The organism is Stenotrophomonas chelatiphaga, from assembly GCF_032054965.1.
GTDB lineage: Bacteria > Pseudomonadota > Gammaproteobacteria > Xanthomonadales > Xanthomonadaceae > Stenotrophomonas > Stenotrophomonas chelatiphaga.
Window position 1 is genome coordinate 247,892 of the sequence record NZ_DAMBRS010000003.1, and the last position, 23,791, is coordinate 271,682.

Annotated in this window: 10 protein-coding genes; 3 read left to right on the forward strand and 7 right to left on the reverse strand. The window is 67.9% G+C overall.

The genetic code is table 11. The features are described 5' to 3' along the window. Window positions 1–203 precede the first annotated feature (203 nt). The 3 genes from acs to mntP all read left to right on the forward strand — a co-directional run bounded on the left by acs (window position 204) and on the right by mntP (window position 3,788). Window positions 204–2,147: an acetate--CoA ligase gene (acs, locus tag RTX79_RS07310; RefSeq protein ID WP_312682976.1), complete on the forward strand. Its 1,944-nt coding sequence runs from the start codon at window positions 204–206 to the stop codon at window positions 2,145–2,147. Window positions 2,148–2,264: 117 nt separating this feature from the next. Next, window positions 2,265–2,930: a response regulator transcription factor gene (locus RTX79_RS07315; RefSeq protein ID WP_312682977.1), complete on the forward strand. Its 666-nt coding sequence runs from the start codon at window positions 2,265–2,267 to the stop codon at window positions 2,928–2,930. A 282-nt stretch (window positions 2,931–3,212) separates the two neighbouring features. Further along, complete coding sequence (gene mntP, locus RTX79_RS07320) at window positions 3,213–3,788, forward strand: manganese efflux pump MntP (RefSeq protein ID WP_312682978.1); 576 nt, start codon at window positions 3,213–3,215, stop codon at window positions 3,786–3,788. An 18-nt stretch (window positions 3,789–3,806) separates the two neighbouring features. Here the strand turns inward: mntP and RTX79_RS07325 are convergent, their stop codons facing one another. From RTX79_RS07325 to RTX79_RS07355, 7 genes are all read right to left on the reverse strand, one after another. After that, entirely contained in the window at window positions 3,807–5,009 is a 1,203-nt protein-coding gene (locus RTX79_RS07325; protein WP_312682979.1) for a hypothetical protein, read from the reverse strand. A 98-nt stretch (window positions 5,010–5,107) separates the two neighbouring features. After that, window positions 5,108–8,551: a PAS domain-containing hybrid sensor histidine kinase/response regulator gene (locus tag RTX79_RS07330; protein WP_312682980.1), complete on the reverse strand. Its 3,444-nt coding sequence runs from the start codon at window positions 8,549–8,551 to the stop codon at window positions 5,108–5,110. A 72-nt stretch (window positions 8,552–8,623) separates the two neighbouring features. Continuing rightward, window positions 8,624–10,771 carry a S46 family peptidase gene (locus tag RTX79_RS07335; protein WP_312682981.1) on the reverse strand — a complete coding sequence of 716 codons (2,148 nt, stop codon included), beginning with the start codon at window positions 10,769–10,771 and terminating at the stop codon, window positions 8,624–8,626. A gap of 87 nt (window positions 10,772–10,858) precedes the next feature. Next, the gene (locus tag RTX79_RS07340; RefSeq protein ID WP_312682982.1) at window positions 10,859–11,317 is read right to left on the reverse strand and encodes a hypothetical protein; all 459 of its coding nucleotides are present in this window, start codon (window positions 11,315–11,317) and stop codon (window positions 10,859–10,861) included. Between the two features lie 167 nt (window positions 11,318–11,484). Then, entirely contained in the window at window positions 11,485–17,784 is a 6,300-nt protein-coding gene (locus RTX79_RS07345; protein WP_312682983.1) for a hypothetical protein, read from the reverse strand. A gap of 362 nt (window positions 17,785–18,146) precedes the next feature. Beyond that, complete coding sequence (locus RTX79_RS07350; RefSeq protein ID WP_312682984.1) at window positions 18,147–22,001, reverse strand: translocation/assembly module TamB domain-containing protein; 3,855 nt, start codon at window positions 21,999–22,001, stop codon at window positions 18,147–18,149. Beyond that, a complete protein-coding gene (locus RTX79_RS07355; RefSeq protein ID WP_312682985.1) occupies window positions 21,998–23,782 on the reverse strand; it encodes an autotransporter assembly complex protein TamA in 1,785 nt (594 codons plus the stop codon). The genes RTX79_RS07350 and RTX79_RS07355 overlap by 4 nt, the downstream gene beginning before the upstream one ends. Window positions 23,783–23,791: the final 9 nt, after the last annotated feature.

Consider the following 23,791-nt stretch of genomic DNA (forward strand, 5'->3'; position numbering starts at 1 on the left):
CACACCGGCTATTGGCCATTAGTCGTACCTGGGGGGCCAGGCGGGAGCCATCGCCACCGGGTGCGGCCGCTGCGCCTCGCGCTTGCGACCATGGTCTAAGCGCCGCGGTGTGGCGGGGGCGGACGGATCGGGCAAACTGGGTGGCAACGGTTGCGCCGTATGCTGCAACCGCACATCAAAGTCCACGTGCAAGTGAGGGTGCCATGGCTGATCTCTATCCCGTCGACCCGCAGTTCGCCAAGAACGCGCGGATCGACAAGACCACCTACCAGCAGCAGTACCAGGCGTCGATCGACGACCCGGATGCGTTCTGGGGCGAAGCGGCGCAGCGGCTGCAGTGGTTCAAGCAACCGAGCATCATCAAGAACGTCAGCTATGACCTGGCCGACTTCCGCATCAAGTGGTTCGAAGACGGCGAGCTCAACGCCAGCGTGAACTGCCTGGACCGCCAGCTGGAAAAGCGCGGCGACAAGACGGCCCTGCTGTTCGAGCCGGACAGCCCGGACGCGCCGGCCCAGCACGTGACCTATCGCGAGCTGTACGAGCGCACCTGCCGTCTCGGCAACGCGCTGCGCAACTTGGGCGTCAAGAAGGGCGACCGGGTCACCATCTACCTGCCGATGATCGTCGACGCCGCCGTGGCCATGCTGGCCTGCGCCCGCATTGGTGCCATCCATTCGGTGGTGTTTGGCGGATTTGCCCCGAACTCGATCGCCGATCGCGTCAGCGACTGCGCCAGCAAGCTCATCATCACCGCCGATGAAGGCCTGCGTGGCGGCAAGAAGATCCCACTGAAGGCCAACGTCGATGCGGCGCTGAAGCTGCCCGGTACCAACACGGTGGAAACCGTGCTGGTGGTGCGCCATACCGGCGGCGCGGTGGACATGCAGGCCCCACGCGACCGCTGGTTCCACGACGTGGTGGACAGCCAGCCGGCCGAGTGCGAACCGGAGCGCATGAACGCCGAAGATCCGCTGTTCATCCTCTACACCTCCGGTTCCACCGGCAAGCCGAAGGGCGTGCTGCACACCACGGGGGGCTACCTGCTGTACGCGGCGTACACCCATGAGGCGGTGTTCGACCTGCGCGAAGACGACATCTACTGGTGTACCGCCGACGTCGGCTGGGTCACCGGCCACAGCTACATCGTCTACGGCCCGCTGGCCAATGGCGCGACCTCGCTGATGTTCGAAGGCGTGCCGAACTACCCCGATACCTCGCGCTTCTGGAACGTGATCGACAAGCACAAGGTCAGCCTGTTCTACACCGCGCCGACCGCCATCCGCGCCCTGATGCGCGAAGGCGAGGAGCCGGTCAAGCGCACCTCCCGCGCGTCGCTGCGGCTGCTCGGCAGCGTCGGCGAGCCGATCAATCCCGAAGCCTGGCGCTGGTACTACGAGGTAGTGGGCGACAGCCGCTGCCCGATCGTCGATACCTGGTGGCAGACCGAAACCGGCGGCATCCTGATCTCGCCGCTGCCGGGCGCGGTGGACCTCAAGCCGGGCTCGGCCAGCCTGCCGTTCTTCGGCGTGCAGCCGGCGCTGGTCAATGCCGATGGCGAAATCAAGGACGGTGCCACCGAAGGCAACCTGATCATCCGCGATTCGTGGCCGGGCCAGATGCGCACCGTGTACGGCGACGACCAGCGCTTCATCGATACCTATTTCCGCACCTATCCAGGTGCCTACTTCACCGGCGACGGCTGCCGCCGTGACGAAGACGGCTACTACTGGATCACCGGACGCGTCGACGATGTGATCAACGTCTCGGGCCACCGCATCGGCACGGCCGAAGTGGAAAGCGCGCTGGTATCGCATCCGAAGGTGGCTGAAGCCGCCGTGGTCGGCTTCCCGCACGAGGTGAAGGGCCAGGGCATCTATGCCTATGTCACGCTGATCGCCGACGAGGCGCCCAGCGAGGAACTGCACAAGGAACTGGTGGCGTGGGTACGCAAGGAGATCGGCCCGATCGCCACGCCCGACCACCTGCAGTGGGCCCCCGGCCTGCCGAAGACGCGTTCGGGCAAGATCATGCGCCGCATCCTGCGCAAGATCGCCGAGAACGCGCCGGACCAGCTGGGCGACACCTCGACCCTGGCCGATCCGTCGGTGGTGGCATCGCTGGTGGACGAACGCAAGGTCAAGTAACACGCCACGCCGTGGACCGGGAGGAGGGCCCGGTCCGCGCGTCGGGAGCCGCCTGTTGCGCATGGCGAAGCGAGCGGCGCCCGCCCCCTGCCCTCCTGTTTTCCGTAAGCTGATCCCATGCCCACCCTCCTGATTGCCGACGACCATCCGCTGTTCCGCGAAGCCCTCCGGGGCGCGGTGCAGCGCGTCATCCCCGGCGTGCAGCTGTTCGAAGCCGACAGCGTGGAAGCGCTGTATGCGCTGGCCGACCAGCACAACGACGCCGACCTGGTCCTGATGGACCTCAACATGCCCGGTGCCCAGGGCTTCAACGCTTTGGTGCACATGCGTTCGCTGCACCCGCACCTGCCGGTGGTGGTGGTGTCCGCCCGCGAAGAACCCACGGTGATGCGCCGCGCGCTCGACCACGGTGCGTTCGGCTTCATTCCCAAATCGGCCGATTCGGACACCATCGGCCATGCGCTGGGAATGATCCTGGATGGCGAAACCTGGGCGCCACCGGAAGCGCACAACGTGCCGCCGACCGGGCGCGAGGAGCGCGAAGTCGGCCAGCGCCTGCGCGAGCTCACCCCGCAGCAGTTCCGCGTGCTGCAGATGCTTGGCGCTGGACGCTTGAACAAGCAGATCGCCTACGACCTGAACGTGTCCGAGGCGACCATCAAGGCCCACGTCACCGCCATCCTGCGCAAGCTGGGCGTGACCAACCGCACCCAGGCGGTGCTGATGGCCGGCAAGCTGGCCATCGACGACGAGCAGATCGTGCTGCCGCCCGAAGAAGAGTGAGCCGTTGCGGGTAGCGATATAGCCTCAGCTATGAAAACCAGCTTCACCTGCGCAATCGCGCGGTGACGTCACAGGCCGCAACCCCGGTGCTAAGCTTCGCCTCCCCTTGGGGAGTAGCCGGTTTCCTGCTGCAGGAAACGCCCGTATCAACATGCTCGGCCAGTGCGCCGTGGTGCGGGCAGCCATCTTGGTTGGCGAGACCAGCGGTCCGCGTGCGCAACGACAGGTTGGGCGCGAACGCGGGCCGTCGTGTCCGTCCTCGCCCGACCTGCCGTGATCCTGATGTCCCCTGTTTCGATTCTGTTGATCGGCTTTGCCATGTCCACCGATGCGTTCGCCGCGGCGATCGGCAAGGGCGCCGCCATGCGCAAGCCGGTGTTCCGCGATGCGCTGCGCGCCGGTCTCATCTTTGGTGCCATCGAAGCCATCACCCCGGTGATCGGCTGGCTGCTCGGCCGCGCCGCGCTGGACTACGTGGAGGCCTTCGATCACTGGATCGCGTTCGGCCTGCTGGTGGCGCTGGGCCTGCACATGATCGTCAACGGCCTGCGTCCGCACGACGATGAAACCGACGAGGATCCGTCGCGCCATCATGGCTTCTGGCGCCTGGCAGTCACCGGCTTCGCCACCAGCATCGATGCGATGGCAGTCGGCATCGGCCTGGCCTTCATGGACGTGCACATCGGCGTGATGGCCCTGGTCATCGGCCTGTGCACGCTGACCATGGTCACCGCCGGCATCATGCTGGGCCGGGTACTCGGCAACATGGTCGGCAAGCGCGCGGAAATCATCGGTGGCGTCATCCTGATGGCCATCGGCGCCACCATCCTCTACGAGCACCTCAGCGGCGCGGCGTGATGGGGTGACGCCGACCGATCAACCGTTCCACCACTCTACGTTGGACAGACCGTGGTAGTTGCCGATTCCCTCCAACGTGTAGGCATCACCCGTTCTACGGTACAGGACGCGCCATAGGTTGCGCCCCTTCAGGCCTTCGATGCGCGCATCGCTCGCCAGCCAGGCCTCCCCGCTCAGCTTGATCCAATGCCCCGGCTCCCGCCCCTCGCGAAGGTCCTGCTGCAGATCGGCCAGGGCCCGCCGGGTCACGCTGTCCGGCGGAAGATGCATGAGCTGGTCCCGCAAGCGCCCTCCCCACCGGACCTCGACCGCGCGCGTACACGGGGAATCAACAGGCCCTGGCCGTGCCGCCGGTGCGTCTGGCGTGGCCCGCCGGCGCACCGTCACCCTGTGCTGCTGCACCTGCACCACTGCCGTGGTGGTGGGCCTGTAGCAATCCAGCAGCGGCTCCGCATCCGGGACGAGGGTCGGACTGACCTGCCACTCCTGCTGGCGGCGGTCAATGCGGAACCCCGCTGCGCCGCGCAGCTGCTGTCCCAGGACGTCCACCCTCATGAAGGCGCATCGTCTGCGGCGTAGTGCCTGGTCAGGACGAAGCCCACGCACGTTGATGTCGTGCTTGATCGCAGGAAGCGCCGCGCGATCAACCGCGACGAAGTAGCGCCACCCCTTCTGCGGGCACGTGATGATGCACGGTGGCGCGTCCGCGCAGAAGCTGAGGTAGAACGCCTTGAGGACATTGTCCACGACATCGCTGTGCGGCAGCCCGTGGGCAATGCAGTGCTTGCGGTGGGTTTCCACCATGTACTGCATCTGCTGCTGCAGTCCCTCGTAAATACGACGGACACGGTCCCGGTCGGTAAGGTCCAGTTTCGACTGACGTGCCACCTGCCGCAAGCCCGGATAGGCCTGCAGCAGGCGAACCCACCGGGGATACTGCTGTTGCTCCCATTGGTCCGCGCGTGAGAGCAGCAACGAGGTTTCTCCAAGCAGCGCACCGAGCACGGCAGCAGGCAGGGGGGCAAGGGCGCCCATGACCAGGGCCGTTGACCCGCCCAGTATTGCGCCGAGCACCATCGCGACGGGACGCGCCGCCGGCGCCTCCATCGGCAGGTTGCGCAGCGCCTGCAGCCGGGCCCACGGGCCGGCGCGGCTGTCGCCAAAGCCGTTGCAGGAGGCGGCCACCGTGACAGAGGGCGCGCCAGAGGGAATCGACTGCATGGAAAGGGCTCCCGGTGATGAAGGAGCCCTTTGATAACCTGCCTGCCAAGGCAACTACATGGGCAGAATACGAAAGACGTGATGATCGCGCTGCGCGCTCATCCGCGCAGCGTCGAATACGCTGCCAGGAACGCGCGCAGCGAAGCCGGCTTGATCGGCTTGGTCAGCAGGCGATAACCGCGGTCGCGGGCCATGCGTTTCAGTTCGTCGCGACCATCGGCGGTCAGCAGCGCGCCAGGCAGGTCGCTGCCGGCCGCCTCGCGCAGGGCGACCAGCGTATCCAGTCCGTCCAGCCGGTCGTGCAGGTGGTAATCCACCAGCATCACGTCCGGGTGCTCGGCCATTTTCTGCAGCGCCTGGTCGACCGTGCTGGCGGTGATCACCTGCACCTGCCAGCGCCCCAGCAGCGCGCGCATGCCATCCAGGATCTCTTCGTCGTTGTCCACGCACAGCACGCGCATGCCGGCCAGCGAGTCGGCGCGTACCGCAGCCGGGGTCGCCGCCATCAGCTCCTGCTCGCTGGCACCCGGCGTGGCCGCCACGCGGGGCAGCGCGATGGAGAACATCGACCCGCTGCCGACCCGGCTGCGGGCATTCAGGCGATGGTCCAGCAGGCGCGAGATGCGCTGGCAGATCGACAGCCCCAGCCCCAGTCCCTGTTCGCCCCAGTCGAACGGCTGCTGGTAGCGGTGGAACTCATCGAAGATCTGCTGCATGTGGTGTTCGGGAATGCCCGGTCCGGTATCCCAGACCTGCAGCTCCACTTCGTTGCCACGCAGGCGCACGGCCAGCACGATGCGGCCCTGGCGGGTGTAACGCAGCGCGTTGGCCAGGAAGTTCTGCATCACCCGGCGCAGCAGGCGGCGGTCACTGCGTACCCAGGCCGGGCGTGCGAACAGGTCCAGGCGCAGGCCCCGGCCCGCGGCGACCGGCGAGTACTGCGCCGCCAGCTCGCGCATCAGGGCGCTGGCATCGAACTCGCCGATCACCGGGTGCAGTCCGCCGGCATCCAGGCGGGAGACATCCAGCAGGCCATCCAGCAGCTCCTCGGCGGCACGCAGCGAGGCGTCAACGCGCTCTGCCAGGTGGCGCTGCTCTTCATTGTTGTGGTGGCTTTCGCGCAGCGCCGAAGCGAACAAGCGGGCCGCGTTGAGCGGCTGCAGCACGTCATGGCTGATCGCCGCCAGGAAGCGCGTCTTGGACTGCTGCGCGGCCTCGGCGGCGTTGGAGCGTTCGGCCACGCGCTGTTCCAGCGTTTCGTTGGCTTCCAGCAGGGCTTTTTCCGCGTGCTTGTAGTCGGTGATGTCGTTGTAGCTGGTGACATAGCCACCGCCCGGCAGCGCCTGGCCGCGCATCTCGATCACCTTGCCATCGCTGCGCGTGCGTTCGAACACATGCGGCGAACCGGCGCGCATGTACCGGATGCGCCGGCTGATCTGGCGTTCGATGTCCCCTTCGCCGAGTTCACCGCGCTCGGCGTTGTAGCGGATCAGGTCGGCCACCGGGCGGCCCACGTACAGCATGCCGTCGGGATAGCCGAACATGTCCTGGTAGCGACGGTTCCACGCAGTCAGGCGCATGTCCGGGTCGACCACGCTGACCCCGGCGCTGATGTTCTCCAGCGTGGTGGACAGGATCTCGCGGTTGAAACGCAGCTCCTGGCCCGCTTCGTCGAGCACCGCCACCACTTCGCCCAGGTCCATGCCGGAACCGCGCAGCAGGCTGGTCAGCAGCAGGCGCGCCGATGCCGCGCCGATGGAGGCGGCCAGCAGGCGTTCGGTGAACTGCACCCACGGCCGGTCGGCCGGCACCTGGGTCTGCAGTTCGCGCCCCAGCGACTGTGCCTGTTCGAAGAACGAACGCCGTGCATGGCGCTCGCCCACCACCCGCGATGCCAGCGCCAGCAGGTCACCGACGTGCACGTGGCCGGGCCAGCCGCTGGCCACCGAGGGCCGCTGCGCATACGGGTCCAGGAAGGGTGCCGCGCGCAGGCGCTCGTCCACGCTGGGCCGCCAGCGCGCCGACACCAGCATCATCGTCGCCGCATTGACCAGCAGCGACCAGAACGTACCGTGGGTCAACGGGTCCCAGCCGCTCATGCCGAACAGCTGCTGCGGGCGCAGCCACGCCACCCCGAACGGCCCCTCGTTCAACCAGCCCGCATCGAGCAGCCCGGACTGGGTGAGCGCAGGCAGCAGCAGGGTGTAGATCCAGGTGGCGAAGCCGAGCACGATGCCGGTTTCCACGCCGCGGCGGCTGGCGCCGCGCCAGTACAGCCCGCCGATCAGCCCGGGCGCGAACTGCGCGACCGCGGCGAAGGCCATCAGCCCGTAGGACGCCAGCGAGTTGTCGTTGCCACTGCTGCGGTAGTACGTATAGGCGATCAACGCCAGGAACAGGATCGCCAGGCGGCGGATCCACAACACCCTCGATGCCACGTCCGCGGCTTCACCGGTGCCGCCACTGCGGCGCAGCAGCACCGGCATCACCAGGTCGTTGCTGATCATGGTGGCCAGCGCGATGGACGACACGATCACCATGCCGGTGGCGGCCGAGAAGCCGCCTACGTAGGCGATCAGCGCCAGCGCATTGCGGCCTTCATGCAGCGGCAGCGCCAGCACCATGGCATCGTCGGCCACCGTGCCGCCGGTGCCGAACAGGGTGACGCCGGCGGTGGCGATCGGGATCACCATGGCCGAGATCACCACCAGGTAGCCGCCGAACATCCAGCGAGCGCGGCGCACGTCACGCACATCACCGCATTCCACCACCGCCACGTGGAACTGCCGTGGCAGGCACACGATGGCCAGGAAGCTGAGCAGCGTCTGCGAGATGAATCCCACCGGCGGCAGCGAGGTGAACAGCGTATGCGCCGACTGCACCACCGCATCGGTGCGCTCGCTCAGCCACAGGTAGGCGAACACGCCCACCGCCACCATCGCCAGCAGCTTGATCACCGACTCCAGCGCGATGGCCAGCATCATGCCGTGGTGGTGTTCGGTGGCGTCCACCTGGCGGGTACCGAACAGGGTGGCGAACAGCGCCATCAGCAGCGCCACGTACAGCGCCGGATCGCTGAAGTAGCCGGTCGGTCCGCTGTCGCCGGTCAGTACCTGCAGGCTCATGGCCACGGCTTTGTACTGCAGCGCCAGGTAGGGCACCACGCCGATCAGCGCGATGATCGCCACCAGCGCGGCCAGCCGCCGTGAGCGGCCGAAGCGCGAGGAGATGAAATCGGCGATGGAGACCACGTTCTGGCTGCGCGCCACCAGCGCCAGGCGCTCGATGATGCGCCAGCCGAACAGCATCATCAGCAGCGGGCCGACGTAGATCGACAGGTAGCCGATGCCGCTGCGCACGGCGGTGCCGACCGCGCCGTAGAAGGTCCACGACGAGCAGTACACCGCCAGCGCCAGGCTGTAGACCACCGGTCGCAGCCAGGGCCGGTCCGGGTACAGCGGCCGTCGGTCACCCCACCACGCCACGCCGAACAGCAGCGCAGCATAGGCAACGGACACCAGCAGCAGGATCCAGCTCGACACTCAGGCCAGTTTCCGTGATCAGCAGATGGCAACAGTGTAGAGGGTTCTGTCGCCCGCACCCCTACCGGCGGCTTATTCGGCCGGCACGCCCATTTCCTGCAGCAGTGCGGGCGCCGGATAGACCTTGGCCAGCAGCCAGCGCAGGTAGCGCATGTCCACGTGGACGGCACGCTTGAAGCGCGGATCGAACCACCAGCTGGCGCTGACCGACTCCCAGTTGCTGTCGAAGTTGAGGCCGATCAGCTCGCCCTTGGCATTCAGCACAGGGGAGCCGGAGTTGCCGCCGGTGGTGTCCAGGTTGGTCAGGAAGTTGACCGTCTGGGTCTTCAGCGCCGGATCGGCGGTGCTGCCGAAGTCAGCCTTGGCGATCGCCTGCAGCAGCGGGCGTGGCGCATCGAACGGGTAGGCATTGGTGTTCTTTTCGACGATACCGGCCACGGTGGTCACCGGATCGAAATGCACGCCATCGCGCGGGCTCAGCGCTTCCACCTTGCCATAGCTGATACGCAGGCTGCGGTTGGCATCCGGGTACACCGCACGTCCCTGCTTTGCGCGCCAGGCGAACAGGGCCTGCATGTAGGCCGGTCGCAGGCGCAGGCCCTCACCGTCGCGGGTCTTCTTCTCGTCTTCGATGCGCAGTTGCGCGGCTACCAAAGGGCCGGCCAGGGCCAGCAACGGGTCCGGCGCCAGCGCCTTGCCTTCGCGTGCCGCCGCAAACCGCGACAGCCGCTGCGCTTCCTCGCCAAGCGTGGTGCGCGCGTACAGCCCATCCAGTGCCGTCGCCAGCGCCTGCGGAGTGCGGCCGAAGGCAGTATCGAATTCGGGCAGGCGCTGGGCGTCGGGCAGCTGCTGGTAGCGCGCCAGCAGCGCGCTCAACAAGGCCTTCTCGACCGCCGGGTCGTAGCGACGCTGCGCCTGCTTCAGCACCCCTTCGATCAGCGCCTGGTCGCGCTGCTGGAAGCCGGTTTCGCGCTGCGCGTCCGGCTTGGCCGATTCGATGCGCAGCCGTTCCAGCAGCAGCGCCGAACGCAGCAGCTGGGTCTGGTTGGCAACCTGGTCCAGCAGCAGGTCACGCTCGCCCACCGCCGCGCCCTGCGACAGGGTGCCCAGCAGGGCCTGGATATCGCCGCGATAGCGCGGATCGGCATCGGCCAGCATCGCCTGCTCGTCGGCCGCGCGCCGGGTTTTCGCATCGCTGCGCAGCAGGCCCTCCAGTTCACCGGCGGCGCGCTTGCGGTTGTTCTTCAGCGACTGCAACTGCGAGGCGTAGCGCGTGCGTGCCTGCGTGTCGTCCCTGGTCGCCGCTTCGATGGTGTCGATCATCTGCTGGAACAGCGCGACGCGGCGCGGCAGCACGGCGTCGATCTGGCTGGCGAACTCGGCCGCGGTGCGGTGGCGGTAAGTGATGCCGGGGTAGCCGGCGAGCATCGCGAAATCGCCCTCCTTCGGTCCCTGCAGCGACATCTGCAGGTGTGCCGGCGGCTGGTACGGCACGTTGTCGGCGCTGTAGGCAGCCGGCTTGCCGTCCTTGCCCACGTAAGCACGCAGCAGGGTGAAGTCACCGGTATGCCGCGGCCACATGAAGTTGTCGATCTCGTCGCCGTAATTGCCGATCGCCCGCGGCGGTGCGTACACCAGGCGCACGTCGGTCAGTTCCAGCTGCGAAATCCGGTAGAAATCGGTGCCGTAGTACATATCGGCCACGCTGCAGCGCACGTTGCCTTCGCGTTCGCAGTCCGCCACGATCTGCTTGCTGGCCGCATCCACCGCATCGAAGTACGCGCGGCCGGTCTTGCCCCTGGCCTGCGCCAGCACCTGGTCGGTCACGTTGTCGAAGCCCACCGTGACCAGCACGCGGAAATCCGGATTCGACGGGCGCTCATCGGCCCGGTCACGGGCAATGAAGCCATCGTCGATCAGGTTGTGCTCGGCGCTGCTGTTGTACTGGATGACCCCCATCGCCACGTGATGGTTGGTCAACAGCAGGCCGTCGGGCGAAACAAATGAACCGGTGCCGCCGCCCGCGCGCACCACCGCACTGAGCGGGGGCGCGGTGACGGTCGCCAGCGCGCCCGGATCCCCTTTGAAGCCCGCCGCCTTCAGCGGCCTGGCCAGCTCGGGCAACTGGGACGGCATCCACATGCCTTCATCGGCCTGTGCGCCTGCCGCCATGGTCAGGCCCAGGGCCAGGGAAACGGGAAGGGTTCTGCGGAGGGACATGCGGGGCATCCGGCGGATCAGGTGAGTCAGTGACCTTAGCCTCTGCGTGCCCCACGCGACAACCGCCGGAGGTTGGGCTGCTGGCTGTCAGTCGGGCAGCCCGGACAGCTGCACGATGCACTTGCCATCGCCGTGGTCGGTCAGCTGCAGCGTCCACGCCACCTCCCGCCACCAGACCAGCGCGCGCAGTCGGCGTACATCGAAGACACCGTCGTCCTCGGCACGGTCCACCTTCAACACCACCATGTCCGGGGCCAGGGTCTGGGCATCGGGGGCACACGGGAGCAGCGGCGGCGCCTGCGGATCGGGACCCAGGTAGAGCACCTCGCCGTCAACGGCGGCGGTCAGCTGCAGCCAATTGTCGCCCCACTCGCCGCTCGGGTCGATCTGCGCTGCATCGAAGCGTGCTGCCGGCGGCGCACTCGTCGAAGCCAGCAGGCTACGCAATTGCGCGATCCCGCCAGCGTCGAGCAGCTGGTCGTTTTCCCATTGCGCGATGCAGCTTTCGATGGCGGCGCGATGAGCCGCCAGCGGCCCGGTGTGCATCGGGAGCCGGGCAGGAACGCGGTGCGGCGGTGAAAGGGGAGGTATGGAATCGATGGAGGACATGGGATGGGCCGGATGCAGGAGGGGAGAAGCGTAAGGCCGTAGGCCGGCGCCGGAGCGTACCGCCGACGCCGATGAGCGATGCCTGTCATCGCGCAGGTCCGGGCTCATGGCAGCGGAAACAGGCGCGGCGGGTTCCGGTGCGGCCGGATCACCCCGCCATGGCCCGGCGGATCGCCATAGCCCATCTTGATGTCCACACCCGGCAATGTCTCCGCTGCCGCATGCATCAGCAACTGGCAGTTGTTCAGGCAGGGCACCCGGTCCGAAAACAGGGCAACCGTGCCGGTCACGCGATCCAGCATCTGCGGGTTCTGCCACACGCCGGGCAGCTCCGCCTCCACCGCATCGGCGACCTCGTTGAGGAACTGCGATTCGGTGCAGCGCCGCACCGATGACAGATAGACCGGATCACCTACCTGCAACGGCTTGCCGCCTACGTTGACGTGGGTGCGCAGCAGGCGTCGCAGTTCAGCCTCGCTGCGGATCCAGTGCAGTTCGGTGTCCGGCGCGCCCCGGGGCGCGCTGTCCGGCAGCTGGACGCGCGGTTCCACTACATAGCGCCCGAAGGGATGGTCGTTGGTCATGACCCGGTGCAGCAACTCCTGCGGAGCTTCGAAATCGGCCTCTCCCGGCGTGTCGATGCCTTCGTGGCCCGGTCGCCGGCGCGCGGGCACCATCACCTTCTGCACCTTCACTCCCTCCACGTTCGAAAACCCGTGCATGCCCCCCAACTGAGCGTTGGAGACGAATGCCTGCTTGTCCCAGGCAAGGGGTCGTCCGTCGATCTGCAGCGTGACCTCGGCCACCAGGATGTTGGCCGTGGGCAACGCCTCACGGGCAGCGAATGCCTTCACGAAGTCGGAGAGTTCCTGCGGTGCGGCGGCGGCAGACTTCCAATGTGCCTTGATGAAATTCCGCAGGCGCTCATCGTCACCGGCATGGCGGCCGGGCGGATGATTTCCCCGCCAGTAGGTGGCTACCGTGCGTGAGGTGTCCTTTGCCAACCAGTCACCCGCTGCGGTACGTGCCTGTGCGAGCGCTTGGTCCAGGGCGGTTGCGGCGTCCAGTCGCAGGTTCACGGCTGTGTCACGCAGCATCGACTGCCGCTCCAGGTCGTGCTGGTCCGGGCGGCGCGCGCTGGCCGGGCAGCTGCCCGCCGCGGTCGGGCAGGCGGGCTGGCCTGCGGCCTCGAGCAGGGCGCGGCGGTACGATTCGATGCGTGCCGTCGGCGCGTCCGTTCCAAGCGAGCGCAGCCGCTCGGCTACCGCGCTTCCCAGTCCCTTGGCGTTGCGCAGAGCCATCGCCGATTCAGTGCCGAGCACCGCACTCACCGCCTGCTGCCATTTAGCGTAGGGCTGCGCGTGACCGCTGACCTGCACGCCATCGGCATGCAGCACGAGCGTATGCATTCGCGCCCCATCGGCCAGCGCCATGTGCAACTGCGGACTGCCATCGGCATGCAGGTCGCTCACCAGTTTCCACTTGGGCAACAGCGCGGCAAGCACCTCCTGCAACAGCGTCAGCGCATCGATCGACAGCACCCGCCCCTCCAGCAGCGCCTGCCGCAGCGTGCGCTCGCCCAGCCGTGCCGATGCGTCGGCGATGGCATCAACCAGCCGCTGCGGCCGTTCGTAGCGCAGGATGGCGTCGGTGAGGTCCGGCTGCCGCTGCAGGACGTCCTCGGCCAGCGCGCGATCAACGCCGAACTGCAGTTGCAGGGCAGCAACCTCCGGCTTCGCCACGTCGATATCGTCGGCCAACGTGCGCAGCGACACCTGTACGTCGGCGCGACGGCTCTTCACCGTCTGCTGCAGATGAGCGGTGACTGGGCCCACCAGGGCCGCTGCCGTGGTACCTGCAGGCAGCTTCAACGCCGCCGCTACGACGTCCGGATTGAGCAGCACGATCACCTGCTCCAGCGTCGGCAGTTCCGACTCGTACTGCAGCCGGAACAACGGCTCTTTACCCCGGCCGATGACGATGCGTCGCTGGCCGGTGACCGCCGAGCCGGTATACAGCTCGATGCGCCGACCCTGTCCCAGCAGCGGGTCGCTGGTGAGTGCGCACAGCATGGCCATGCGCCCCGCTGCGCCGAAGTCGGGTCCGTCAAACGCGGCCTTGCCTGCCCCGATGCGCCCCAGCATGGTCTGCTGCGCGCTGTCACGCAGGTCACGGCGCAGCGTGGCACGGACCTGCCCGCCAACCGGGCCATGCACGCTCAGCGCGCGCTGGAGGGCCGTGTCATCGAGCAGCCGCGTGGCCGGCACCGCACGTTTCAGCACGGCCAGATCGGACGTGTCTGCGGGTACGGGTGCGCCGCCGCGCAATCCTCCGCGCGGCCGCTGCGTCACTTGCCACGCGTCGTCCGCGCGGGCCAGCAGCAGATCACTGCGGACGCGGCCACCGGGCGCCACCAGGTATCGGCCGCCGCCGAGTTCGGAGCGCACTTCGCTGCGGAACCAGTGCCCGTCGATGCGGACGAACTGCGCACCCTCCAGGTCATACACGCCATTGCCCTGGGTGCTGAGATGGCGACGTCTGAGGTCGTCGAGGTGCTCTGCCAGGTGCGCGTAGTCCGCGCTGCGGCTGGGCTGTGCCGGTTCGATCCGCCACTGCAGGGTCGTTCGGTCGTAGCGCGCCACGCCCCCCGCCGGCAGCCCGCTGGCGGGATCCAGCAGCACCGCCAGGCCCGACGCACGGATGTCACTGCCCTCGGGGATGCGGTAATCGCCCTGCCGGGTCTGGATGTAGGCCGCGCCGGTCCCACCGGCCTGCTGGCGCAACGATCGCGGTACGCCGGCAGCCAGCAGCGGCCGTCTCGGCGCAACCGCCAGCGCCGTGCCCGTGCCGGCGTGGCTGAACACCCGCAGCAGCGCGGTTTCCGCGGCCAGCCGGCCGGCCGGCCCGGAGACGCCGCTGCGGGAAAGCAGGGGCGCCAAGGTCCGGGCCGCCATCGACAACACCTCAAGGCGCAACGGCAGCAGGTTCTCGGCGAACTCGTACACCCCGCTCAGCACATCGAGGATGTCCTTGCCGAGTTGCTCCCGGTCTGAGACCACCAGATCGTCGGCTTGGCGCTGCAGCTGCTCGACCCAACGACGGTAGCAGGCGTCGAGGGCATCGCCCTGGTCCGGGGCTACCGACAGTTCCGACCAGGCGCCAGGGTGCTCCATGTCGTGGCGGTGGCGGGCGTCCGGCAGATGGGCTTCCAGCCAGTCGCGCATCGCGGCGCCGTCCAACAGCGCGTTGAACTCGGCGTCGTTGTCAGCGGAAAGGAACGGGGTCGGACGCAGGCCGGCCACGTAGGCCTCCACGTGGCCATCTTCGGTTCGTACGGCCAGGCTGCCAGGCAGCGCGGACGTCCGGTCGAAAACGTACATGTCATCGATCACGGCATGGGTGGTCAGCGTGAGCGGTCCGAACCGCACCTGCTGGACCCTGCCCTGGTAGTCCACAGCGCGGGATCCCGGGTGCGCCAGCATCTGCCGCAGCACGGATGGCGCTTGCAGGGTGTGATGGGCGAACGCCAGCTGTTCCTCCAGTGCGATCCGCGCCGGGAACGTGTGGCGGAACGCGCGCAACCGGAGTTCGCCGGGGCTGCCACGCCGGCTGCTGTCGAACTGCTGCTGCAGGTGCTGCCGGTAGGATCCATCCAGATCCAGTTCGCGGATCCATTCGTGCATCAGCGCAGCGGTCAGCGAGGGAAGCAGCTGTCCCTGCGCATCGAAGGCCTGCGCTCCGGCGCCGAACGGGACGTTGACGAATCCGATGTTGCGCGCGGCCAGCTCGGCGAGGCTGACATCATGCTGGATCGGCGGCAGCTGACGCGCCCCGGCCGGGTTGTGCGGCAAGCCCAGCGGCTCCGGGCGGAAGCGGACCTCGTGCCAGCGCACGCGGATATCGGCTGGCGTGGCGGCGATGCCGATGCCGTCCAGGCGTGCGCGCAGGCGTTCACCGATGTGCCGCTGCAGCTGATCGCCGGTGGCATAATCCTGCGGTGACTGCAGGCCGGGCACCGTCGGTGCATCGACCAGGGCGTTCAGATAATCGATCCACGCCGTGGCCAGGCCGAGCGCGTGCGCGGCGTCCTGCACGGGAGCCTGCAGCAGGCCGTGGTCGGACAGCTGTGCCAGCGCCTGTTCCACTACGCCGGCCGCACCCAGGTAGGGGGCGACCAGCTCCGCCAGCGGCCGCACTGGTTGCGCCCGCCGCGCGCCCGCACGCCGGATATCGATGCCGCCCTGCAGGACGCGCTCGAGCACCTCCTCGCCCGTACGGTCCGCGTCCAGCGCGGTGAAGCCGAGCGTGACCTCGCCCCTGCCACCGGGTGCCGGCTGCAGGCGCTCCAGAGGGATCAATCCGTACAACGCCGCACGCAGCACGGGATGGGCGTCCATGTCGCGCACCAGGGTGTCCAGTCCGCCGGCGGCGTACTCCAGCAGGCCGATGCCCGGCAGCATCACCACGATCGGCCCGCTGGCGCTGCGCGGGGAGGTATCGGTGGCCGAGCCGGTGATCACCACCGCGCCTGGCACGGCCACGCCGCTGCAGCCATCCACCTGCAGCAGCAGGCCGAAACGACCCACGGCCTGTGCGGCCGCGGGCGTGCCCTGGCGGTCCTGCTCCACCAGCTGCGTCACCAGCTCGGCCGCAGCCGCGCTCAACGTGTTCCGGGCCCTGCCGGCCTCCGCTTGTTGCTGCAGCTGCTCGCCCCAGGCCCGCGTCAGCTCGGCACGCACCGTGCTGGGCTGCCCACCGCGCGTCACCGCCTGCAGGCCGAGGTAATCCGCTATCGCAGATTCCTGGCCCGCGCCCGCCACGTCCGGCATCAGGCCCAGCCACCGCCCGAGCCGGGTGCGTGGCGACGCCGGCGCCGACTCGGCGGCTGGCAGCAGCAAGACAGCCGTCGGAGGCTGCGGCCCGGCCGCAACGTCAGCAACGGGGGCCGGGTCGACAGGGGCCCGCATCGGCATTGCCACAGCCCCCATGCCGCTGGAGGAACCCGCCTCGCCAAGGGCCGCCAGCGATGCGATGCCGGGCTCGGTGAGTGCGCCGGCGCGTGCGGCCAACGGCAGGTTGGACACAGCGGCAGCATGATCCGGTCTCACGCCACTTTCCGGATGCAGCGCCGCAGCGCGATTGAGTTCCATCGCCCGGCGCACGTCGCCTGCCCGCGCGCTGGCGATCAGCTCAGCGGGATTCAGCAGGTCGTCCAGCCGCGCACGTGCCGCAGCGATACCTTGTCGGCGCCCCGATCCCGGTGCGGCAGATCGGGCCTGATGCAGGCGCAGGTGGGCCTTGTCGATACGACGTTGCCGCGTGGTCCGTGGGTCATCCGGATCCTTGCCCAGCTGGTCGATCTGCTGTAGCACGCTGGCCTGGTAGGCCATGCGCGCCGTGTGTCCTGCAAGCTGGGCCAGCCCCGCCGAAGCAGGCCACATGGGCATCGCATCGTCAGCATTGAACACCCCGCGGGGACGCGCGAGGCCAACGGGTGCGCTGCCTGCATGCATCCCAGCGCCCTGCGCCGAAAAGGTAATGAGAAGCCCTGCCAGCGCATCGGCGATGGCCGCTGGCCCGCCCGGGACGGGCGCGTCCATGGTCTGCCGCGAGGCCGCTCTCACCGCCGCCACGGCCGATTCGATGCAACCGTCGGCAGCGTCCAGCGCATGCCCCGCCTGCGCGACGGTGGACAGCAGTGAGCGGTCATTCGGCCGTTCCGCCCAGACCGCGTACAAGGCATCGCGCTGCGCACGGTTCCACCGGGGCAGCAGGGTCTGCAACAGTTCATCAGCGCGGCTGCGCAGTGCCTTGGACTGCGCTTGGCCTGCGGGCGTGGCGAGCGCATCGCGTACGGCCACGCCCCCGGCAATACCGAGGAAGCCCGCGCTACCGGCCAGCAAGGCTGGCACGGCGACCCCGGGCAGGACGGTGGACGTTACCGCAGCAGCGCCAAGCGCGGCGATCGCCAGCGCGCTCTGTGCCACGCCGTTGCCCTGCACCGCACGCGGGACCAGGGCCGCGCGCAGGGCGTCCCATTGCGCGGCGTCGTCGAGCGGACGCAGGCAGATCGGGCCGTCCCGCTCACCCCGCGGCAATGCCAGCGCGCGCACCCACGTGGCAAGCGGCACCTCCTGCGCGCGCGCGCGGATATCGGCGGTCAACCGCTGGCGCTGCGCATCCTGCAGCGTGGGGAACAGCGCCACCAGCAGTTGATCAAGCACATAAGGCACCAGCACCCGCGATGCGTCACCGTAGGCCGCGGTCAGCGCGTCGCCGAATGGTGTGTGCAGCCATTGCAGAGCCTCGCGCAGCTGGCGTTCGTCATGTCCAGGCTGCGCGCCATGCTGCAGCCAGTCGCACAGATGCTGCCGCAAGGAGAGGCCGGAAGAGGTCAGCGGCATCGCCAACAATTCCGCCGCCAGGCGCGCGTTGTGCAACGACGTGCGGCGGCTCGATTCCGGTGCCGGATCAGACTCTGCATCCCGCGACCGGTTGCTCACCCGCTGCGGCGTGAGGGGACGGCGCGCGCAACCGGGCAATGGGATCGGATCGAGTACCTCGACGCTGTGGCGAACGCTCGGCGAAGAGGAAGGGGCGGGAGGAGAAACGACAGAGTTCATGGAACGATCCGAGGGGAAAGGCGTAAGGCCGTAGCCGGAGCGCGATTCTTGCCGTCGCCGCTCTTTTCGCCTTTCAATTCCCGCCCATCGAACACGCCGCCCTGTTTGAACCCGGCCGTCCGTTCACATTGAACGTGGCGCCGCTATTTTTCGCGGCGCCAGTTCAACGAACCGCGGTTCTCCACCGTGCTCGATTCCACTTCGATATCGAAGCCACGGCTGAGCAGATACTTCAGCGTCAGCACCGAACCGCTGCCCACCAGTGAAACGCCGTAGCCGACATACAATTTCGGCGAGATGAACTTGCCGACACCCAGTACCGACCCGCCCAACGCGCGCGACTGGCTGACGCCGGCATCGTCCAGGCCCAGCTTCGCCCCCAGCTGCGATGCCAGCAGCCCGCTGCCGGCCGACAACGCGGCGGATGCGGCGTTGACCTGCTGGGTCTGGTCGCTGGTGGCGCCGGTCAGGCTGCGACCCAGCACCAGGTAACCCAGCGCTTCGGACTGCGACATCGACGGATCCGACCACACCTGGGCACGTGGCTGCATCGCGCGGCCGGTGACATCGATACCGGCGGTGACATCACCGATGCGGCGTTCGGCACGCAGGTTGATGCGCGGGTCGGACACCGGGTTGTAGTTCCAGGTCAGCTGGCCCCGGGTGATGGTCAGGTCCTGGCCGTAGGCCTTGTAGCGACCACTCACTTCCAACCCGCCATTGGCGGTCATTTCGCGACCCGGCTTGGCCCACACCTGCATCTTGCCGGTCAGTGCGCCCTTCAGGCCGAAGCCGGCCATCTTGACGTTGTCACCGAGGCTCACGGTCAGGTCCATGTCCAGCGGCGAGCTGGCGGTTTCTTCCGGATCCACCGGGTCCAGCACCACCACGTCTTCGGACACCGACGTACCGCGGTCCAGCCGCTCCAGGTCGATGTCCGCCTCCGGCACCAGCACCTCGCCCTTCAGCTGCATCGTGGTGCCGGCCAGGGTGAAGTCCAGGTTCGGGTTGGCCACCACGCGCAGTTCGCTGGTGTTGGACAGCAGCACGTTCTCGCCATGGATATGCAGCTGCAGCGGCTGCGCATCACCGAACCAGGACAGCCCGCCGTCGACATACAGGGTGCCCTTGCCGGAGTTGGCCTGTGCGGTGATCTTCGCCGAGCCATCCGGCTGTGCGGTGAAGCTGCCCTTGCCCTGTTCGAAGGTCAGGCCCAGCGCAGGGAATTCGCCCTTGAAGTCGCTCAGCGTGGCCTCGCCCCCGAGCAGCGGCTGGCTGCGGGTCCCGCGCAGGCTCACGTGTCCTTCGATCAGGCCGGTCGGGCGCACGATGTCCGGCGAGAACAGTTCCAGCCAGTACAACCGCGCCATGTTGAGATACAGCTCGCCGTTCAACGGGGCGCTGGCATCCCAGCCGGTCTGCACCTTGGCGTTGACGAAGCCATTGCCCTTGAAGCCCATGCCAAGGAACGCCTCGATACGTGCCGGGGTCATGTCCAGCTTGACCGAGAACTGATCGTAGGACACCAGCTCACCGCGTGCGTTGTCGCCCAGGCGGATGCCGCCCTCGGGCGAACGCACTTCCACGTTGCCTTCCCACGCGTTGCCACGGGGACGGATCTGCGCGTCCATCGTCACTTCACCGCGCAGGAAGATGCGACGCCCGGACGTGGGCGGCAACCACGGCTGCACCAGGGTCAGCGGCAGCGCGTCTCCGCGCACCACCAGCCCTTCGCGCGGCCAGTTGGCATGCACGCACAGCGCACCGCCGGTGGCCGGCGCCAGGCAGGTTTCGGTCAGGCTGTAATTGCTGCCGTTGACCGCGAAATCAGACGCCCCTCGCAACACCCAGGGATCGCCCTTCTGCGGCGCCAGGCGCAGGGATTCCAGCTTGCCGCGCCACTGCTGGCCCTGCTGGCGCACGTTGCCCTGCAGGTCCAGCGCGCCCATCTCGTTGCGGGCCTGCGCGCTCAGCCGCAGGTTGCTGACGCTGCCCTGCGCATCCACGTTCAGGCTATCCAGCAGCATCGCGGCGTTGACGTTGCGGCCCTGCAGCGCCAGCGTGCCGCTGTCGCCACTCCACGGCAGACGCCCCTTCAGGCTGATTGCTTCGGCGGCGTAGTCGCCCCAGCGCAGGCTGCTGCCCACCAGGTCGGCAGTGATGTCCGGCGCATCGCGGCGCCCGGTGACCTGCACCGTGCCGCGCAGCCCGCCGTCAGCGCCGGGCAGCAGGTCACTGAGCTGCAGGGGCTCGAAGCGTGCATCGATATCCAGGCGGTCGCCCACCTTGCCCGATGCGGTGACCCGGCTCGTGCCGATCGCCAGCTTCAGCTGGCCTTCGCCCTGGCTGCCCTGCAGCGCGAACTTGCCCTGTGCGTCCACCGAACGCTTGCGCAGGGTGCCCTTCAGTGACGGCAGGTCCACGGTCGCTTCGATGACACCGGTGGTTCCCGGCGCGGCATTGGCCGGCACCGGCAGCTGGCGACCGGTGCTGGCGAAGTTGCCGGACAGTCGACCATCCCAGCCCGGCAGGAAGTAGCCGGGATCGAAGGCGTTGAGCGTTGCCTTCGCATCCCATTGCAGCTGCGGTGCCCACGCCACGTTGCCTTCCACGCCCAGCGTGCCGCCGGGCGTACGCGCCTGCAGCTGCTCGATGCGTGCGGCGCTTTCATTGCCACGCACATCGAACTGCAGCGCGGCCTTCTGGCCGTCGCGCTCGATGTCCGCCGTACCGATCGCCGCCCAGGCCTGCAGGGTGCCGGCCAGGCCCATGCGGGCTTCCTTCAGGGTCACCGGCACGGCGACGCTGCCGGCGGTGTTGGGATCGGCCGCCGGCGTATAGGTCAGGTCATTGGCGACGATGGAGAAATTGAGTTTCTGCTGGTCCTGCTGGCGGAAGTCGGCGCTGCCCTTCAGCCGAACCTGGCCGCCGAAGGCCTTGACCACCAGCGGCGATACATTCAGTACCTGGTCTTCCAGCTGCACCTTGGACGGTGCCAGTTCGATCGTCTGTCCGCCCAGCTGCGCGGTCCCCTGCAGGTCGGCATTGCCGCCCTTGCCGGCGGCACTGAAATCCACCGTCAGCGGTTCCACGGTGGACGCGGCCAAGGCCGGGTTCAGCAGGCGCACGTCCAGCGCGTCGGTACGCACGCTGGCCTTCCAGGTGGGATCGATGCGACCGTCGAACACCAGCAGCGCGCGCAGCGGGTTGGGTGCGCGCCCGGCCACCGCCACTTCCATATGGCCCAGGTCACCGCGGGCCACCAGGCCCAGGCTGGCCGGGGTGCGGCCGCGTGGCGCCGGCAGGATGGCGGTGACACTGAGGTCGGTGTCGTAATCGTTGGCCGGAATGTAATGCCCGTTGACGCGGAAATTGCCCATGTCGCTGTCGACAAGCAACTGGTTGGCCTTGAACTCGCCATTGGCGATTTCAAGGCCACCGCCGATGCGGGCGATGTCGATGGTCGGCTCACCGGCGGTGGTGACGCGCAGGCCATTGACCTGGATGAAGTCGGCCTGGATGGCCAGCGGCATTTCGATCTGCGGCAACGAACCGGGCCAGGACGGCAGCTCGAACGGCTCCTCGCTCTTGGCCAGGTTCAGCGTGGCGTTGTCCAGTTCCAGGCGGTCCAGCAGCAGCTTGCGGCCCAGCAGCGGGCGCAGGTCCGGTTCCAGATGCGCACGGTCGGCATGGAAGTGGATGTCGTTGTAGCGGAAATCGACGTTGTGCAGGGTCAGTGGCCCTGCAACCGGGCCTTCGGCCTTGTCCCAGGTGAAACTGGCGCCTGCCGGCAGGCGTGCGATCACCTGGGCCAGCAGCACGTCGCGGCCGGCCACGGTCTGCAGCAGCCAGTACACCGCCAGCAGCGCGACCAGCACCAGGCCGAGCACGCCCACGCCGGACCACGCCCAGAAACGGCGGCGGCGGTAGAAGCGCCGACGCGGCACCGGGGCCTGTGCGTTGGGTGCATTGGGCGGGGTCGGGGTCGGCGTGCTCACAGGTCGGCTCCGATGTTCAGGTAGATCTGGAACTGTGAATCCGGATCGTTCAGGCCATGCGCGATGTCCACCCGCACCGGGCCGACCGGTGACTTCCAGCGCACGCCGAAACCGACACCGGTATGCAGATCGATGGTGTTGTCAAAGGCGCTGCCGGTGTCGACGAACACCGCTGCACCCCATGGCCCGTCGTTGAAATAGTGTTCGTACTCGGCCGAGCCGACCACCAGGTGCTTGGCACCCAGGGCGAACTTGTCCGGTTCCGGCGTACGCGGGCCCACTTCACGCCAGGCATAACCGCGGATGCTGCGGTCACCGCCAGCGAAGTAACGCAGGCTGGGTGGCATCGCCACCAGGTCGCTGGTCCAGGTGGTGCCGCCTTCACCGCGCAGGATCAGGCGGTTGGTTTCGCCCAGCGGCACGTACCAGCGCAGCACCATGTTGGCCTGCACGAAGCTGGTATCCGAGCCTGCCCCTTCCACGCCGCCGCGCATCGTCGCACTGCCGCTGATGCCACTGCGCGGGAACAGGCGGTCATCCACGTTGACGTAGTCGGCCGCGATCTGGGGATAGACGAGGGTGGAATACTGGTACACCGCATCGGTGAATTCGGTACCGGACGCGTAGCCCCAGCGCTCACGCAGTGCGTTCATCGACGCGGTGGCGGTCCAGAATTCGTTGATCTGGCCACTGCGGCTGGCGATCAGCTTCAGGTTGCGCAGATCGATGTAATCGGTCTGCTCATCGTATGCACTGGCAGCGAACGTATACCAGCCGTCGAGCCAGCGGAACGCGGGGATACGGTAGCTGGTCGTCAGGCTTTTCCGCTTCTGGGCATAGTCCAGCTGCGTGTTCATCTTGTGCCCGCGGCTGTTGAGCCAGCGCCGCTCCAGGCCGCCGCGCACACCGGCGCCGCTTTCGCTGCCGTAGCTGAGGCCGGTGGTGTAGATGCTGCGCTTGGCCCGCGTCAGGTTGACGTCCACCGGCACATTGCCGTTTTCGTCGGCTTCTTCCGGCTTCGGCTGGATGTCGATGGTGCTGAAGTAATCCAGCTTGGTCAGCGATTCGCGCAACCGGTCCAGCTTGCCTTCGTGGAAGTAACTGCCCTCTTCCCAGTACACCAGCGGGTCGAACAGCTTGTCGACGAAATAGTTCTGCTTGAAGGTGATCGGGCCCATGTTGTAGCGGCGCCCGCTGTCCCAGGCCAGGTCGATGTCGGCGGCATTTTCCGCGCGCGTGACCTGCACCTGGTGCTGGGTGTAATCGGCATCGAAATAGCCGCGCTCGGCCAGCCGCCGGGTCACCGTGATCTTGCTGGCTTCATAACGCGTGTGTTCGAAAGGCTGGCCTTTTCGCGGGCTGAACGCGTCCAGGTCTTCCTGCAGGTAGCGGTCGTACATCGCCGGGCCGGTGATCTCGATGTGCTCCCTACGGACGCGCACCGGCTCGCCTTTTACGACATTGATGACCACCCGCAGGGTATCGCCGGTGCGGGGCGCATCGACGGTGATGGTCGGGTTGTAGAAGCCGAACGGCTCCAGCGCCTCGCGGGTCTGGCGCTCGGCCTGCGACAGCAGATACTCCAGCCGCGATTCGCCCTGTACTTTGCCGATCGTGTCATAAAGCGACAACGAGACCTCGATGTTCTCGATGATCTCGGCGTCGTCGCCTTTATCCAGGCCGTGGATGTCCACCTTTTCAATCGTGCCGCGCGCATGGGCCAGCGGGCTCGCCAGCAGGGCAAGGCAGATCAGGGGAAGGGCGATTTTCGGTAGCTGCATCGCTACAGC